Raw genomic sequence first — 16,342 nt, forward strand, 5'->3', positions numbered from 1 at the left:
AATTTCAGATGAAGGATGTCTAAAAACATGGATATAAAAGTAACGAAAAAATCAGAAAAAAAATTTAAAGCAGGGTATCCTCTGATTCAAAAAGAGGACCTTATGGAGGTTCCGAACACTTTTCCAAAAGAGTGGGTGAACGTGATCGATAATCAAGGTCGTTTTATTGCTAGTGGTTATCTTGGGGAACAAAATAAGGGAATTGGCTGGCTAGTGAATTGGCAAGGTCGCATAGATTCACTTTTTTTAGAAGAACTATTTTCAAAAGCGAAGGCTCATCGCTCGGTATTTGAACAAGACGGCTCAACTTCTGCCTATCGTTTATTTAATGGAGAAGGGGATGGCTTGGGTGGCTTAACTATTGATCGTTATGACGATTTTGCAGTATTCTCTTGGTATAATGAAACGTTATATCAAAAAAAAGCAGAAATTGTACAAGCCTTCCAAAAGAGTTTTCTAGAAATCAAAGGAGCATATGAAAAAGTTCGTTTTCCAAATAAATCACTTCCTGAATCACAACTCTTATTTGGAACCGAGGCACCTGAACCACTATTGGTTTCTGAAAATGGTGTATCTTATGCCACGTATTTAAATGATGGACTGATGACAGGTATATTTCTGGATCAAAAAGAAGTTAGAGGTCGTTTAGTTGAAGGAATAGCAGCTGGAAAATCCGTTTTAAACATGTTTAGTTACACAGGAGCTTTTTCTGTCGCAAGTGCCATGGGCGGCGCAGTTAACACAACAAGTGTAGACTTAGCGAAGCGAAGTTTACCAAAAACAAAAGAACAGTTTGAAGTGAATCACTTAGCTGTAGAAGATCAAAAGATTATTGTTATGGATGTTTTTGAGTATTTTAAATATGCTGTTCGCAAACAATTAAAGTATGATGTGATTGTTTTAGATCCGCCAAGTTTTGCTCGCAATAAGAAAAAAGTATTTTCTGTTGCAAAAAATTATGGAGATTTAGTCAAAGATTCTATTGATATCATGGAAAATAAAGGCTTGTTGATCGCCTCGACAAATGCTGCTAATATTTCTCTTGAAAAGTATAAAAAGATGATTATTCAAGCATTAGAAGAGAAAAAAGTTCATTATAACTTTAAAGAAACGTACCAGTTACCTAATGACTTTAAAACAAATAGTCATTTTGAAGAGGGAAACTATTTAAAAGTATTCTTTATTGAGATAAAAAAATAGAAAAAGGTGGGAACAGAAGTGTGTCTCTACGCGTAGCGTAACAGATGCTTCTGCTCCCATCTTTTATTTTGATTCCATGTGACTGGGATATGTCTCAGTCATTTTTGTATTGATAAAACATATTTTGAGCAAAAGGGATCACAAATTCTTTAAAGCGTAAAGCGGCTGGCGAAAGAAAATGATCCTTTTTTGTCGCTAGATAAATATAACGGGGGAAAAAGTTATCTTCTAAAGCAATAGTTTTTACTTTATAAGCTGAAATCGATGGAATTTTCGGCATCAAGGCAATTCCATAATCGTGTGCAACAAATCCTAACATGGTATGATCTTCCTCAACTTCACAAATAATATTTGGTGCGATAGATGCCGCTGTCAGCATTTTATCAAGATAAGGACGCAACCCACTTCTTTCATTAAAATAAACGAATGGATAATCACTTGTTTGCTTCAATGAAATACTATCATAGATAGCTAGAGGGTGATGGAGCGGGACAACTAAGACAATCTCTTGTTCTGTTAAAATTTCATAATTTAATTGTTGATCTTCTTTTAATTTAGAAGTGATGGCGATATCAACAGCTTCCTTCAACAATAAATCAGTCATATCGGATGAATTTCCTTGAAATAAATTAAAACGAATTTGTTCATTTCCCGGATACGCTGAGAATTCTTTCATTAACATAGGCGCTAAAAATGACCCGGCAGTATAAATAAACCCGAAATCAACTAATCCTTTTTCTGGACTGACCAATTCTCTTAAAGCACGCTCTCCTTTGGTTAATTCTTCTAAAGCAGTAGAAACGTAAGTGTAGAAAAATTTCCCGTATTTTGTCAGTTGGATGTTTCGTCCTTTTTTTTCAAACAATTGAGCATCTAATTCTTTTTCTAACTCAGACATGGAGTGGCTAAGATTAGGTTGTGTAGTATTTAATAACTTTGCGGCATGAGTCATATGTTGAGTATCAGCCAACATTCGGAAAAACTCTAATTGTCTTAAATTCATTTACAAAACTCCTTATGGTTCATTCATAAATATAGTTTATCAATAATTATACAATGATGCATCAAAAAAGAAATAAAACCCATTGATAAAATATATTTATAGAAAAGATAAAAAACATTCATTGGAATTTATTGATTTATTGAATTAAAATGATGACATAGTAATTGTTAAGTATTTCACAATTAAAAATTATCTTTAAGATAATGTTATCTAGCTATACAAATCAATCCTTAGGAAAATAGATAAATTGTCAATGAAATAAAGACCATTTCAATGTCAATTTCTTAATTTTCTACAGGATTACCTGATTTGTCCGCTTTTATTGTTATCTAGCTACGCGGGCTAACCTCTCGGGAAAAAGATAAATGATGAAAGAGGTAAAGAACACCTCTTTCATAATTTCCTATTTTCCAGTCGAGGTTGAACGAGCTCGCTTCGCTTTTAAATTTAGGAGGTTATCATGAATAATTATCAAGCAATCTTTGAACCTTTAACTGTAAAACGAATGACGTTGAAAAATCGTGTTGTCATGCCGCCAATGGGAACGAACTTCGCTAATATGGATGGAACATTCAGTATGCAGCATGTGTCCTATTATGAACAACGAGCAAAAGGTGGAACTGGTTTAATTACTCTGGAAAATGTGTGTATCGATTATCCGATGGGAACAAATGGTGCTCGTCAATTAAGAATGGATAATGATCAATATATTTCTGGGTTATGGCATTTTAATGAAAAGATGCATGCTTATGGTGCGTGTACGTCTGTTCAAATCAATCATGCAGGAGCTTCTGCCTATGGATTACGCTTAGAAGGGGAGCAACCAGTTTCTGCATCAAATATTCCTTCAAAAAAAGGTAATCCTATTCCACGTCCTTTGACTGAAGAAGAAATCTATGGAATCGTTGATCGTTATGCTGATGGCGCATTAAGAGCACAACGTGCTGGTTTTGATTGTGTAGAAATTCACGCAGGACATTCGTATCTTTTAAGTCAGTTTTTATCTCCTTTATATAATAAACGAACAGATAAATTTGGCGGAAGTCCAGAAAATCGTGCTCGTTTAACTAAATTAGTGGTTGAAGCTGTTAGAAAAGCGGTAGGTCCGTTTTTTCCAATTTCTCTTCGTTTTAGTGCAGATGAATTATTAGAAGGTGGTAATACATTAGAAGATACAATTGAAATTTTAAGTTATTTTGCAGAGGAAGTAGATATATTAAATGTATCAGCTGCGTTGAATGACAGCTTACAATATCAAATCGATAAAATGAATTTAGCGGATGGCTGGCGTGCGTATATGTCAAAAGCGGTTAAGGAGCGTTTTCCTGATAAAGTAACCGTTACTTCTGGAAATATCCGCAGTCCTAAACGAGCAACTGAAATCCTTGAAGCAGGAGATGCAGATCTTTTAGCAATGGGGCGTGGATTGATTGCCGAACCAAACTGGGTTAACAAAGTAGCCAATGGACAAGAAGATTTACTAAGAAAATGTATTTCTTGCAACATCGGATGTGCTGATCATCGTATTGCCAAAGCTCGCCCAATGCGTTGTACCGTAAATCCAGATCTACATTATGAAGATGACTATAAAATGAAACCTATTCTACATCCAACTAAAATGGTTGTTATCGGTGGAGGGACGACAGGACTTGAAGCGGCAGCTACAGCAGCTGAAGTTGGTGTTAGCGTAGAACTTTTTGAACAAAAAGAGTATCTGGGCGGCTTAGGTCATGAAATTGCTCGTTTCCCAGATAAGAAACGAATCGATGATTTTATTACTTATGAAATCAATCGTTGTAAAGAACTAGATAATTTAGCGATTCATTTAAATCATGCAGCAACATTAGCTGATATCGAAGCAATCGGACCAGATATCATTGTTAATGCTACGGGTGCAAAACCGTTATTACCACCAATCAATGGCTTAAAAGAACAATTGGATAATCCAAATAGAAAAATCTTCTCTATTTTTGATATTTTAGATGATATGTCAAAATTCCAAGAGTTTGAAGGAAAAGAAGTTGTTGTGATTGGCGGAGGGGCTGTTGGTTTAGACGTTGTGGAATATTATGCTGAACGTGGTGCTAAAAAAGTGAGTATTGTGGAAATGCAAGGTGAAATCGGGAAAGATCTTGATTTGATTACAAAACTTGCGATGATGGAAATTGTCGAAAAATTTGATGTGGAAGTCCATGTAGAAACAAAACTGACAGAAGTTAGAGAAAATAGCTTTTTAGTTGAAAAAGATGGAGAAATGATCGAATTACCATTTGATTTAGGTTTTGTATGTTTAGGAATGCGTGCTGAAGCACCGATGATTCGTGAACTTGATCAATATGCTAGAAGCAATGGTGCTGTACTTTTAAATATGGGGGACAGTAAAGTTGCTAGACGAATCATGGAAGGGACAAGAGAAGCCCGCGACATTCTGAAAACAATCGAAGTTTTAGAAAACACACGAACACAAAAAATGTTGTTTGAACAAACAAAAAGTTTACAAGTGACACAAACTATATAAAGTGAGGGAATTTATCATGACAGAAAGAATTGATGGACACACATTATTGATCAGCTTGATTGCAACACCGATTCGCCACAGTTTATCACCAACAATGCACAATGAAGCATTTGCTAAATTAGGTTTAGACTATGCTTATCTGGCGTTTGAAGTTGGAAATGAAGAATTAAAAGATGCAGTTCAAGGAATTCGTGCATTAGGAATTCGCGGATCAAACGTTTCTATGCCAAATAAACAAGCGATCATTCCTTATTTAGACGAGCTTTCACCCGCTGCAAAATTAGTTGGTGCAGTTAATACTGTCACAAACAAAGATGGAAAAGGCCATTTAGTCGGGCATGTAACTGACGGAACTGGCGCGATGCGTGCGTTGAAAGAAGAAGGCGTAGAAGTCAAAGGTCAAATCGTTACAATGACAGGAGCTGGCGGTGCAGGAACAGCAATTGCGATTCAAGCAGCGTTAGATGGTGCCAAAGAATTACGAATTTTCAATATTAATGATCAGCACTATAAAAACGCTGAAGCAACTGTTAAGAAAATTAATGAAAATACAGATTGTTCAGCAACACTAACAGATTTGTCTGATCAAGTTGCGTTTAAACAATCAATTAGTGAAAGTAGCATTTATATTGACGCAACAGGAGTAGGTATGAAACCTCTACAAGAAGAAAGCTTGATCAATGACCCTGAAGTTATCCGTCCAGATTTAGTAGTTTTTGATGTTGTCTATATTCCAAAAGAAACAAAATTGTTAAAATTTGCCCGTGAACATGGCGCGAAGAAAACAATCAACGGACTAGGCATGATGCTTTATCAAGGAGCAGAAGCTTTCAAACATTTCACTGGAGAAGATATGCCTGTTGATTATATTAAAGAATTACTATTTAAGGACTAACAGTTAGGAGAAAACGATGAAAAATAAATACACACCGACCGCCATAGGTCTTTATATCAACTACATTGTCCATGGGATGGGCGTTATTATTATTTCACAAAATCAAAATTCTTTGATGACTCAATGGGATACAGATTTAATGGGAATCGCCAAAGTTATTTCGATGTTAGGAATCGGACGTCTGATTGCAATCATGATTTCTGGGCGTTTATCTGATAAGTTTGGACGTAAACCATTTATTTACTTAGGCATGGTGACATACGCGGCTTACTTCTTTGGTATATTGTATAGTCCAAGTGTTGAGTTAGCGATGTTTTTTGCAGTAATTGCCGGGATTTCTAATTCGTTCCTAGATTCTGGAACATATCCTGCGTTGATGGAATCATTTCCAAAAACTGCTGGAACAGCAACTGTTTTGTTAAAAGCCTTTATTCAAGGTGGACAATTTGCTTTGCCATTGATGATTAAATTCTTAGCTTCAAATCATTTATGGTTTGGCTGGTCATTTATGATCGCTGCAATTTTACTTGGCGTCAATGCAATTTATTTATGGAAACAACCTTTCCCAGATGCAGATGCTAAACTTGCTGAAGAAACGGAAGAAGCAGTAGAACAAGCTCCAGCAGTTAAATTTAAATCAAAACCTAAGATGGCTATTGAAGGGGTTGCCTTTGTGATCTATGGTTTTATCGCTCAAGCAACTTTTTATCTAATCAGTCAATTTATCGGAACATATGGTGAACAAGTTGCAGGCATGGCTCAAACGGATGCAGGCGTGTTAGTTTCTTATTATTCTATTGGTTCATTATTATGTGTAGCATTTACAGCAATTATGGCTTCAAAAGTTCGTTCAGTTTATCTAGTTGTTATTTATACCTTTGTTTCATTTTTGACGATCGCGATTATGTGGTTATTCCCAACACCACTTGTTTGTATGATTGGTGCCGCTTTGGTTGGTTTCTTTGCAGCGGGTGGCGTGTTACAATTAGGATTAACTGTTATGGGTGAAATGTTCCCAGCAGGTAAAGGGACAATCACAGGGATTTATTATACATTTGGGAGTATCGCTTCATTTGTTATTCCAGTGGCAGCTGCCCAAATTGCGAAAACAAATGTGCGTGGTATCATGTTATTTGATACAATCATTGCAGGAATCGGTTTTGTATTGGCAGTTATTATTTTTATTCGCTATCGTCAAACAATCGATACATCTAAATAAGGAGGATGCAAAGAATGAATACAGTCACAGTTAAAAACGTAACTCTCGGTAGCGGGAGTCCTAAGATTATTGTTCCTCTAGTAGGTAAAAATGAAGCAGAATTAATCGCAGAAGCGAAACATTTACTAACGATCGATTGCGATCTTGTTGAATGGCGTGTTGATTTCTTTGACCAAGTAGCAGATTTTCAAGCAGCGGCAGAGATGTCAAAAAAAATCGCTGAAATTCTTTCTGAAAAACCTGTTCTTTTCACTTTTCGTACAAAACAAGAAGGCGGCGAAATTGCGTTTTCAGATGAACAATATTTTGATTTATATAAAACTGTTATCGAACAGGGCCAAATTGATTTACTAGATGTGGAATTATTTATGGATGCAGAACTTGTTCAAGAAACGATCAAAGCAGCTCATGAAAAAGAAATCAAAATCGTGATGTGTAACCATGATTTTGATAAAACACCGAATAAAGAAGAAATCGTTTCAAGATTGTGCAGTATGCAGGAAAAAAATGCGGATATTTGCAAAATTGCTGTAATGCCGCAATCTGCAGAGGACGTCTTAACACTTTTAGAAGCAACAAATGAAATGAAAAAAATACATGCAAATCGACCAATCGTTACAATGTCAATGGGACAATTAGGTATGGTTAGCAGAATGTGTGGAGAAGTTTTTGGTTCAGCAATGACTTTTGGTGCAGCAAAAAAAGCATCAGCTCCGGGGCAAGTGCCTGTGGGTGAATTACGCGAAATCCTTAAAACCTTAGCAATGTAAAAATTAGACTAGTTAGAAATGGAAGCATTCATTTTTAACTAGTCTATTTTTCTTGCATCCAGTAAATTCTTTGATAAACTTAATTACGAGGTGAAGAAATTGTCTAAGAAAAAGAAAATACAAAAAACAAATGCGATGCGCATTATTGAACAACAAAAAATAGCTTATAAAGAGTATGAGTTTGAGTGGAGCGAGGACCATTTAAGTGCAGATAGCGTTGCTGAAAAATTAGGAATAGAAGATGGCAAAATATTTAAAACATTAGTGACTGTAGGAAATAAAACAGGTCCAGTCGTTGCAGTGATTCCTGGTAACAAAGAACTAGACTTAAAAAAATTAGCGCATGCGAGCGGAAATAAAAAAGTTGAAATGCTCCATTTAAGAGATTTAGAAGAAACAACTGGGTATATTAGAGGTGGCTGCTCGCCGATTGGGATGAAAAAATTATTTCCAACGTATCTTGCAGAAGAAGCAAATACATACGATACAATCATTGTCTCAGCCGGTAAACGAGGAATGCAGATTGAGGTATCGCCATTATCTATCCTTGGAGTAACGAATGGTGAAATAGCAGATTTGACGATGTAAAAAACCTTGAAGTTAGACTGAAAGTAGAAAAATCATGTCACTTTCGTCCAAACTTCAAGGTTAATGGAATTTTTGTAAGGCTTGTCTTGCTAAAGTATCAGCACCTTTATTTTGACTTTCAGGAATCCATTTGACTAATAGTAGTGGGAAATTACTTTCTAACTGCTGAAAGATCTGTAGATAAGGTTGGAATAAAGGATTTTTAGCGTGCCTTTTTTCAATTGTTTGAACAACGATTTTACTGTCAGAATGAATCAAAATAGTTTGATCATTCAATTTTTTTTCAATAGCTAATTGAATGGCTTTAATAAAAACTTTAAACTCTGCTTCATGGTTAGAACACTCGCCAAGAGGTATATGGATTTGTTCATGAAGTGAATCTCCTACAATAACGATCCCGCCACCACTAGGGCCTGGATTTCCTTTTGTTGCAGCATCGACATATATTCGTAACATAAATATCTCCTTATTTTCTTTTCGTTCAAAGTTGAAGTATGTTATTATTATAACATACTGAATTTTTATTAAGGGGTCGCTACATGAAGAAAAAAGTCTATCATTGGCAACCAGAATTATCAACAGCGATAATTTATTGGTCCTGTACATTTGGCATTTTATTTTTAAGTTTGATACTGACATTGGAGTATACACGTCCGTATTTGACAAGTAATATTGTATTAGGCATTTTCATTTTCTTTACCTTATTAGGTTATAATCGTTATTTTGTAATAGAAGAAGAATCCTTGTTTATTCATGCTTTATTACCAGTCAGACGCAAAAAAATAAAATTAGCTACTATTGAAATAATTCGAGTTGGACCTAAGTGTATTGAAATAATCTCACCTTCTTTCAAAGATGATACACAATTATTTATCATGACAAAGAAAACAAAACGAGCGTTCATAAAATCGATGAAACAGCAAAAATCATTTACTGGTAGGGTTATTGAAGATCCTCAGTTGACTATTGGTAAACATTATTAAAAAACAGCATCTTGTGTAAACAAGATGCTGTTTTTTCTATATTTTCTTCACATGAGCGGCTTGTAAGCCACGTGTGCCTTCCATTACTTCGAATTCAACTGCTTGATTTTCTTCTAATGACTTAAAGCCATCTTCTTCAATTGCTGTGAAATGAACAAAGATTTCCTCGTTTTCATTGTAACCAATAAAACCGTAACCTTTTCTATTATCGAACCACTTGACGAACCCTTTTTCCATTCAAATCACGCTCCTTTATATTCTAAAGTCTAGCATCATTATAAAGTGAAAAATAGACCCCGTCAATCTTTTGTGAAAAAGCGCTTTTTGTGATGGAAAAGGAATGAAATAAACGTTATAATGATAAATAGCTTAACGAACTTTATTTTTTCACGAATAAAGTTCGGGAAAAGAGGTTTGTTGATGAAAACAGATATTGAAATTTCTCAAGAAGTTGACTTATTGCCCATAAACACTGTGGCAGAATCGATTGGTTTAACCCCAGATGATTTGGAATTATTTGGAAAATCCAAAGCTAAAATTGACTTTTCAGCAGTACAACGCTTAGCGGAAAAAGATGAAGGAAAGCTAATATTAGTTACGTCAATCAATCCGACGCCAGCAGGTGAAGGAAAATCCACTGTAACGATCGGTTTAGGTGATGCGCTGAATCATATTGGTAAAAAGACAGTGATTGCTTTACGTGAGCCTTCATTAGGACCTGTGATGGGAATCAAAGGCGGTGCTACAGGTGGGGGATACGCACAAGTTTTACCGATGGAAGATATCAACTTACATTTTACAGGGGATATGCATGCTATTACAACTGCAAATAATGCACTTTCTGCTTTGTTAGATAATCATATCCAACAAGGAAATGAGTTGAATATTGATGCTAGACGAGTGATATGGAAACGTGTGGTGGATTTGAATGATCGTGCATTACGTCAAGTCATTATTGGATTAGGCGGTCCGATCCAAGGAGTACCTCGTGAGGATGGTTTTGATATTACGGTAGCCAGTGAAATCATGGCAATTTTATGTTTGGCAGCAGATTTAGAAGATCTTAAGTTCCGTTTAGGAAATATTGTAGTTGGTTATACCTTTGATCGTGAGCCAGTAACCGTTAGTGATTTAGGCGTACAAGGAGCATTGACCTTATTACTAAAAGATGCGATAAAACCTAATCTAGTTCAAACGATATATGGCACGCCAGCGCTAGTTCATGGTGGTCCATTTGCTAATATTGCCCATGGGTGTAATAGTATTTTAGCGACAAAGACAGCATTAAAGCTTGGTGAGTATGTTGTAACTGAAGCTGGTTTTGGCGCAGATTTAGGGGCAGAAAAATTCTTAGATATCAAAGTACCCAATTTGAAAAAAGCACCAGATGCCGTGGTGATCGTTGCAACGATTCGTGCTCTTAAAATGCATGGTGGTATTGAAAAGACTGCGCTAAATACTGAAAATATTCCTGCCTTGGTCAAGGGATTTGCTAATTTACAAAAACATGTTGAAAATATGAAAAGTTACGGTTTGCCAGTAGTTGTTGCAATCAATGAATTTATTGACGATACCGAAAATGAAATCGATGCTTTAAATGATTTGTGTGAATCAATCAACGTCCCAGTTGAACTGACTAGTGTTTGGGAAAAAGGAGCTGAAGGAGGAATTTCTCTAGCTAAACGTATTACTCAAGTTATCGAAGAAGAGACTGCTGATTTTAAAACCATTTATCAAATGGGGATGAACTTGGAGGATAAGGTCAAGGCGATTGTAACTAAAATATATGGTGGCAGTGATATAGCTTTTTCTAAAAAAGCACAAAATCAATTGGCGACTTTTGAAAAGTATGGTTGGGATCGATTACCAGTGTGTATGGCTAAAACTCAATACTCGTTATCGGATGATCCTCAAAAGCTAGGCTGCCCGCAAGACTTTACAATTACTATCCGTGAACTTGTACCAAAGATTGGTGCTGGATTTATTGTAGCGTTAACTGGAGATGTTATGACAATGCCAGGTTTACCCAAAAAGCCTGCGGCACTGAACATGGATGTTGACAAGGATGGGAACGCGATTGGCTTGTTTTAATAAATAGTGATTTTTAGATGGAAAAGGTTATTTATGATTCCATTGTTATCAAGATTTTGTAAGACTAGGTTGTGACTCGTAGAGTTATAAACTAGTCTTTTTTATAGAATCTAGTTTATTTCCACTCAAATCAACTTCTTTCTTCCAGTCTGCTGTTTTTTGTTATATACTTTAAACTAAAGCTCGAGGAGGAATCAGCATGAATATTCGTTGTACTAGAAATACCGGATTTTATGGAATGGGTAGTCCGATCGAGATTAAAAAAAATGATAAAAAGTGGATATATTTGAGTCAAAACGAATCGAAGCAAATTGAAATAGATGAGGAAAAGTGTACTATTCAGGCGTCATTTTTCTTTTTGAAAAGTGCTCCATATACAGTACTTGATACGGGACAAGTGATCGAGTTGGAAATCACGATGAATTCCTCTCTGATTTTAGTGTATGTTATACTCTTTATTGGTATGTTGTTGATTCCAATACTGCATTTAAATATACTAGGAATCTTGGCATTGCTTATTATCTATTTTGGATTTGTATTTTCTATGTTAAATAAAGCTTATGTAGTCAAGGAGAAAAGATGATGGGTGAGAGAGCCGAAGAATTTTTGAGTAGCTTTAATCGAATTGAAAAATGGTTTCGCGAACAATTAAATAATCCCACAAGCATGGGTTTTAGCGAAATGGTTCGCCGTTTAGCTAGAAAAAAAGACAGTCAAATTACGCTCTTTCAAGATGACTTGCTCCAAATGGCACAATTGAGAAATGCGATTGTACATGAACGTATTTCAACTGATTTTGTGATCGCTGAGCCAAATGATTGGGCCGTTCAACGAATGCAGGAAATCGAACAAGCATTGATCAGTCCAGAAAAAGTCCTCCCTCGTTTTTCAAAAAAAGTTACTGGTTTTGATGTGAATATTTCAATCAAAGAAATATTATCGATCGTAGCTCGAAAACAATATTCTCAGTTTCCTATTTATGATGATGGTGTTTTTAAAGGATTAATAACCGTTCGCGGTATAGGTATCTGGTTGGCGATTGAAAGCTCAAAAGGTGATATCCATTTAGAGGGTAAAAAAGCATCTGAACTTTTAGTAAATAACTACAAAGGAAGCAATTACCAATTCGTCAGCAAAGAGACGACTGTTTTTCAAGTAGAAGAAATGTTTGTGACCCAAGTTAGACTGGAAGCAATATTGATTACAAAAGATGGTAACCCAAATGGGAGTTTACTTGGTATTATTCGTCCAAGAGATTTATACAATAATTTAGAGAAGGAATGAACGCAGTTGTTAGCAATATATCTAATTATCAGTGCAGTATTGATCGGTTTAGATCAGTGGGTGAAGTATTTAACGGTCGCCAATATCCAATTAGGAGAAACGAAGGAGTTTATTCCTGGCGTGTTATCGTTTACTAATATTCGTAATACCGGAGCTGCTTGGAGCCTTTTAGAAGGGAAAATGTGGTTTTTCTACATTATTACGGTGATCGTGGTAGCTGTAGTTTTGTATATCTTAGTTAAAAATATCAATGGAAGCAAGTGGTTTACAGTTGGATTGAGTTTAGTCCTTGCAGGAGCGATCGGTAATTTTATTGACCGTTTACGTTTAGGATATGTCGTTGATATGTTCCAGACAGAATTTATTAACTTTCCTATATTCAATGTTGCTGACTCCGTGTTAGTTATTGGTGTAGCATGTATCTTTATTTATTTGATTTTAGACGAAAAAGCAGCAAAGGATGGAAAAAATGGAACAAATTATTGTAAAAATAAAACAAGAAAAAGGACGGATCGATAAGGTCTTAAGTGACTTACTGAAAGATCATTCTCGTTCACAAATCCAGCAATGGCTAAAAGATGAAAATATCACAGTCAATGGTGAAGTGACTCGTTCAAATTATAAAGTCAAAGAAAATGATGAAATCAACATTACTATTCCAGAACCAGAGGAATTGGATGTTCAAGCAGAAAATATTCCAATCGAAATCGTTTATGAAGATGACGATGTACTTGTTATTAATAAACCTCAGGGCATGGTGGTTCATCCATCAGCTGGGCATCAAAATGGAACGCTAGTGAATGCGTTGTTGTATCATATAAAAGATTTATCTTCAATCAATGGAATTATCCGACCAGGCATCGTTCATCGGATTGATAAAGATACCTCTGGATTGTTAATGGTAGCCAAAAATGATAAAGCCCATGTTGCTTTAGCTGAACAATTGAAAGATAAAACCTCACTTAGAAAGTATGTTGCATTAGTGCATGGTGAAATATCTCATGACAAAGGGGAAATCAACGCACCGATTGGTCGTTCAAAAAATGATCGCAAAATGCAAGCGGTAATTGAAGGCGGCAAATCTGCTGTAACTCATTTTGAAGTGTTGGAACGATTTAATGATTTTACCTTGGTTCAATTACAATTAGAAACAGGACGTACTCATCAAATTCGGGTACACATGAAATATATTGGCTTTCCCGTTGCAGGTGATCCATTATACGGACCAAGAAAAACCTTAAAAGGCAAAGGACAATTTTTACATGCAGAAATGTTAGGATTTAAACACCCTACAACTGGCCAAATGATGGTCTTTGAAGCGCCTTTACCTGACCTTTTTGAAAAAACTTTAGACCAATTAAGGAATAATGATTGATTTATTTCAAAAGAAAAGGTACACTGTTTTAGAAAGAAAATTAAATAAGTAATCCTTTAAGAGTAGTCCCGTGAGGCTAAGAAGGAAACATGCAGAACAATATCTAGGTGCGCTTAGAAAAAATCTGTGTGAAATGAATGGTATCTTTGTATAGATAAATTCAATCCTCCTATCCGAACACGGGTAGGAGGATTTTTGTTTTTCATCACAGCGACTGACAGAGTAGCTGATGAAAAATACTTGGCGAACGAAGTGAGAGAAATACTTTTACTAGTGAATCACTAAAAAACTTCAACTACTCAAAATTAGGAAGAACAATCGCTAATACCCCATGAAAAAGAGCAAGTGTATCGCCTTTACACTGAAACAAATTGTTCATAAGGCATTAGTAAAAACTACAAATTTTAGGAGGAGAAAAAATGCAAGGAAAAGAAGTTGTCGATGCGGTAACAATGAAACGTGCACTAACAAGAATCACTTATGAAATCATTGAGAGAAATAAAGGAATCCAAGATATTGTTTTAGTAGGAATCAAGACTCGAGGGATCTACATTGCACAAAGAATTGCTGAACGTTTAAAACAATTGGAACAAATCGAGGTTCCAGTAGGTGAGCTGGATATTACCTTATATCGTGATGATATGGACGGACAATCAATGAAAGAACGTTCATTAGATGAACCAGAACTTCACTCATCTGATATTCCAGTTTCTTTAGAAGGAAAAGAAGTGATATTGATCGACGATGTACTCTTTACAGGTCGAACGATTCGGGCAGCAATGGATGCAGTGATGGATCTTGGACGACCAAGAAAAATTTCATTAGCTGTTTTAGTTGATAGAGGGCATCGAGAACTACCGATTCGAGCAGATTATGTTGGGAAAAACATTCCAACGTCAATGGCTGAAGAAATCATTGTTGAAGTAGAAGAAAAAGACGGCGCTGACCGGATTTTGATTGCAAGTACTGAAGAATAAACAAATACAATAGTAGAGATAGGATAGGTTGAGATGACAGAGAAAGAATTTCGCAATGAAGAAGCAGTTTTAGATATTCATGATAGACCAAAAACAGCCCATTGGATCGGCTTAAGTTTACAGCATTTATTCACTATGTTCGGAGCAACAGTTTTAGTCCCGATTTTAGTTGGAATTGACCCAGGAATTGCTTTAGTCAGTTCTGGTCTTGGAACAATCGTTTACTTGTTCGTTACCAAAGGGAAAATACCAGCCTATCTAGGAAGTAGCTTTGCATTTATCGCAGCAATGCAAATGTTGATGAAAAGCGATGGTTATCCCGCAATCGCTCAAGGCGCGATGACAACAGGTTTGGTATACTTGATCGTTTCGATCATCATCAGCAAAATTGGTTCAGCTTGGTTGGATAAAATTTTACCACCGATCGTTGTCGGACCTGTAGTGATGGTCATAGGTCTTGGCCTGGCAGCAAATGCTTCAAATAATGCTATGTTCAATAATGGCGAATATGATTTTAAATTTATCGCGGTCGCATTAATTACTTTAGGCTTAACGATTTTTTATAACATGTTTTTCAAAGGATTTCTCGGCTTGATTCCGATTTTATTAGGGATTGTCAGTGGTTACTTAGTGGCATTAGCGTTCGGAATCGTAGACGTAGAGCCAATCAAAAATGCCGCTTGGTTCGCTATGCCGAACTTTGAAATCCCCTTCGTTCAATATCAACCTAAATTATACCTAAATGCAATTACAACAATGGCACCGATCGCTTTTGTAACAATGACAGAACATATCGGACATTTAATGGTCTTGAATAAATTAACTAAACGTAACTTTTTCCAAGATCCAGGCTTATCCAAAACATTGATGGGAGACGGAGCAGCACAAATCGTAGCTGGTTTAGTCGGAGGACCGCCTGTCACAAGTTACGGAGAAAACATCGGGGTTTTAGCAATTACACGAGTGCACAGTGTCTTTGTTATCGGAGGAGCAGCAGTCTTTGCGGTCGGTCTTGGATTTGTTGGGAAGTTAAGTGCAGTCATTTTAAGTATTCCTGGTCCAGTCATTTCGGGTATCAGTTTTGTATTATTCGGAGTAATTGCAGCAAGCGGATTAAAAATCCTGATTGACAATCAAATCGATTTTGACAAGAAAAAGAACTTACTTATCGCATCCGTGATCTTAGTTATTGGTATCGGAGGATTGGTATTTAAGCTAGATACCTTTGAATTATCATCAATGGCATTAGCGACAGTTTTAGGAATTATTCTGAACTTGATTTTACCTGAAACTGCACGTAGTGAAGAAAAGTCTAACTAATAAAAATGAAGCGGAATGTTGTTAGAATCATTATCTAGCTTCAAGGCTGAACAAGCCCTTTCAGCTTTTGTGTTATCTAGCTTCAAGAGCTAGCCTTTCAGCTTTAAAACTAAGGAGGA

Annotated in this window: 17 protein-coding genes; 14 read left to right on the plus strand and 3 right to left on the minus strand. The window is 36.0% G+C overall.

Annotated elements, in window-relative coordinates:
* Positions 1-27 precede the first annotated feature (27 nt).
* Positions 28-1,200, plus strand: coding sequence for a class I SAM-dependent rRNA methyltransferase (locus tag JZO69_RS03895; RefSeq protein WP_207111581.1), 1,173 nt, complete (start codon positions 28-30; stop codon positions 1,198-1,200).
* A gap of 94 nt (positions 1,201-1,294) precedes the next feature.
* Here the strand turns inward: JZO69_RS03895 and JZO69_RS03900 are convergent, their stop codons facing one another.
* Positions 1,295-2,203 (minus strand): LysR family transcriptional regulator, encoded by a 909-nt coding sequence (locus JZO69_RS03900; protein ID WP_207111582.1) that lies wholly within the window; start codon positions 2,201-2,203, stop codon positions 1,295-1,297.
* A gap of 460 nt (positions 2,204-2,663) precedes the next feature.
* Here JZO69_RS03900 and JZO69_RS03905 point away from each other — a divergent pair, with 460 nt between their 5' ends.
* The 5 genes from JZO69_RS03905 (at position 2,664) to ybaK (ending at position 8,193) form a co-directional block, all read left to right on the plus strand.
* Positions 2,664-4,721: an oxidoreductase gene (locus JZO69_RS03905; RefSeq protein ID WP_207111583.1), complete on the plus strand. Its 2,058-nt coding sequence runs from the start codon at positions 2,664-2,666 to the stop codon at positions 4,719-4,721.
* A gap of 16 nt (positions 4,722-4,737) precedes the next feature.
* Positions 4,738-5,616: a shikimate dehydrogenase gene (locus JZO69_RS03910; RefSeq protein WP_207111584.1), complete on the plus strand. Its 879-nt coding sequence runs from the start codon at positions 4,738-4,740 to the stop codon at positions 5,614-5,616.
* 16 nt (positions 5,617-5,632) lie between these two features.
* On the plus strand, positions 5,633-6,835 hold the full coding sequence (locus JZO69_RS03915) for an MFS transporter (protein ID WP_207111585.1): 1,203 nt from the start codon (positions 5,633-5,635) through the stop codon (positions 6,833-6,835).
* Positions 6,836-6,849: 14 nt separating this feature from the next.
* A complete protein-coding gene (gene aroD / locus JZO69_RS03920; protein WP_207111586.1) occupies positions 6,850-7,605 on the plus strand; it encodes a type I 3-dehydroquinate dehydratase in 756 nt (251 codons plus the stop codon).
* Between the two features lie 135 nt (positions 7,606-7,740).
* The gene (ybaK, locus tag JZO69_RS03925) at positions 7,741-8,193 is read left to right on the plus strand and encodes a Cys-tRNA(Pro) deacylase (protein ID WP_207111623.1); all 453 of its coding nucleotides are present in this window, start codon (positions 7,741-7,743) and stop codon (positions 8,191-8,193) included.
* Positions 8,194-8,253: 60 nt separating this feature from the next.
* On the opposite strand, the gene JZO69_RS03930 is transcribed toward ybaK, so the two are convergent.
* Positions 8,254-8,649 (minus strand): ribonuclease HI family protein, encoded by a 396-nt coding sequence (locus JZO69_RS03930; protein ID WP_207111587.1) that lies wholly within the window; start codon positions 8,647-8,649, stop codon positions 8,254-8,256.
* 83 nt (positions 8,650-8,732) lie between these two features.
* Here JZO69_RS03930 and JZO69_RS03935 point away from each other — a divergent pair, with 83 nt between their 5' ends.
* A complete protein-coding gene (locus JZO69_RS03935; protein ID WP_207111588.1) occupies positions 8,733-9,176 on the plus strand; it encodes an EbsA family protein in 444 nt (147 codons plus the stop codon).
* Positions 9,177-9,212: 36 nt separating this feature from the next.
* On the opposite strand, the gene JZO69_RS03940 is transcribed toward JZO69_RS03935, so the two are convergent.
* The gene (locus JZO69_RS03940; RefSeq protein ID WP_207111589.1) at positions 9,213-9,413 is read right to left on the minus strand and encodes a cold-shock protein; all 201 of its coding nucleotides are present in this window, start codon (positions 9,411-9,413) and stop codon (positions 9,213-9,215) included.
* Between the two features lie 183 nt (positions 9,414-9,596).
* Here JZO69_RS03940 and JZO69_RS03945 point away from each other — a divergent pair, with 183 nt between their 5' ends.
* From JZO69_RS03945 to JZO69_RS03975, 7 genes are all read left to right on the plus strand, one after another.
* A complete protein-coding gene (locus tag JZO69_RS03945; RefSeq protein ID WP_207111590.1) occupies positions 9,597-11,267 on the plus strand; it encodes a formate--tetrahydrofolate ligase in 1,671 nt (556 codons plus the stop codon).
* A 199-nt stretch (positions 11,268-11,466) separates the two neighbouring features.
* A complete protein-coding gene (locus tag JZO69_RS03950) occupies positions 11,467-11,850 on the plus strand; it encodes a hypothetical protein (RefSeq protein ID WP_207111591.1) in 384 nt (127 codons plus the stop codon).
* Positions 11,850-12,551: a CBS domain-containing protein gene (locus JZO69_RS03955; protein ID WP_207111592.1), complete on the plus strand. Its 702-nt coding sequence runs from the start codon at positions 11,850-11,852 to the stop codon at positions 12,549-12,551. Before JZO69_RS03950 ends, JZO69_RS03955 begins: the two co-directional genes overlap by 1 nt.
* Before the next feature lie 6 nt (positions 12,552-12,557).
* Complete coding sequence (gene lspA / locus JZO69_RS03960; protein ID WP_207111593.1) at positions 12,558-13,070, plus strand: signal peptidase II; 513 nt, start codon at positions 12,558-12,560, stop codon at positions 13,068-13,070.
* Positions 13,021-13,926 carry an RluA family pseudouridine synthase gene (locus JZO69_RS03965; RefSeq protein ID WP_207111594.1) on the plus strand — a complete coding sequence of 302 codons (906 nt, stop codon included), beginning with the start codon at positions 13,021-13,023 and terminating at the stop codon, positions 13,924-13,926. Before lspA ends, JZO69_RS03965 begins: the two co-directional genes overlap by 50 nt.
* Positions 13,927-14,345: 419 nt before the next feature.
* Complete coding sequence (gene pyrR, locus JZO69_RS03970; protein WP_207111595.1) at positions 14,346-14,903, plus strand: bifunctional pyr operon transcriptional regulator/uracil phosphoribosyltransferase PyrR; 558 nt, start codon at positions 14,346-14,348, stop codon at positions 14,901-14,903.
* A gap of 33 nt (positions 14,904-14,936) precedes the next feature.
* On the plus strand, positions 14,937-16,223 hold the full coding sequence (locus JZO69_RS03975) for a solute carrier family 23 protein (RefSeq protein WP_207111596.1): 1,287 nt from the start codon (positions 14,937-14,939) through the stop codon (positions 16,221-16,223).
* Positions 16,224-16,342: the final 119 nt, after the last annotated feature.

It is taken from the genome of Candidatus Enterococcus ikei (assembly GCF_017316105.1).
Taxonomy (GTDB): Bacteria; Bacillota; Bacilli; order Lactobacillales; family Enterococcaceae; genus Enterococcus_L; species Enterococcus_L ikei.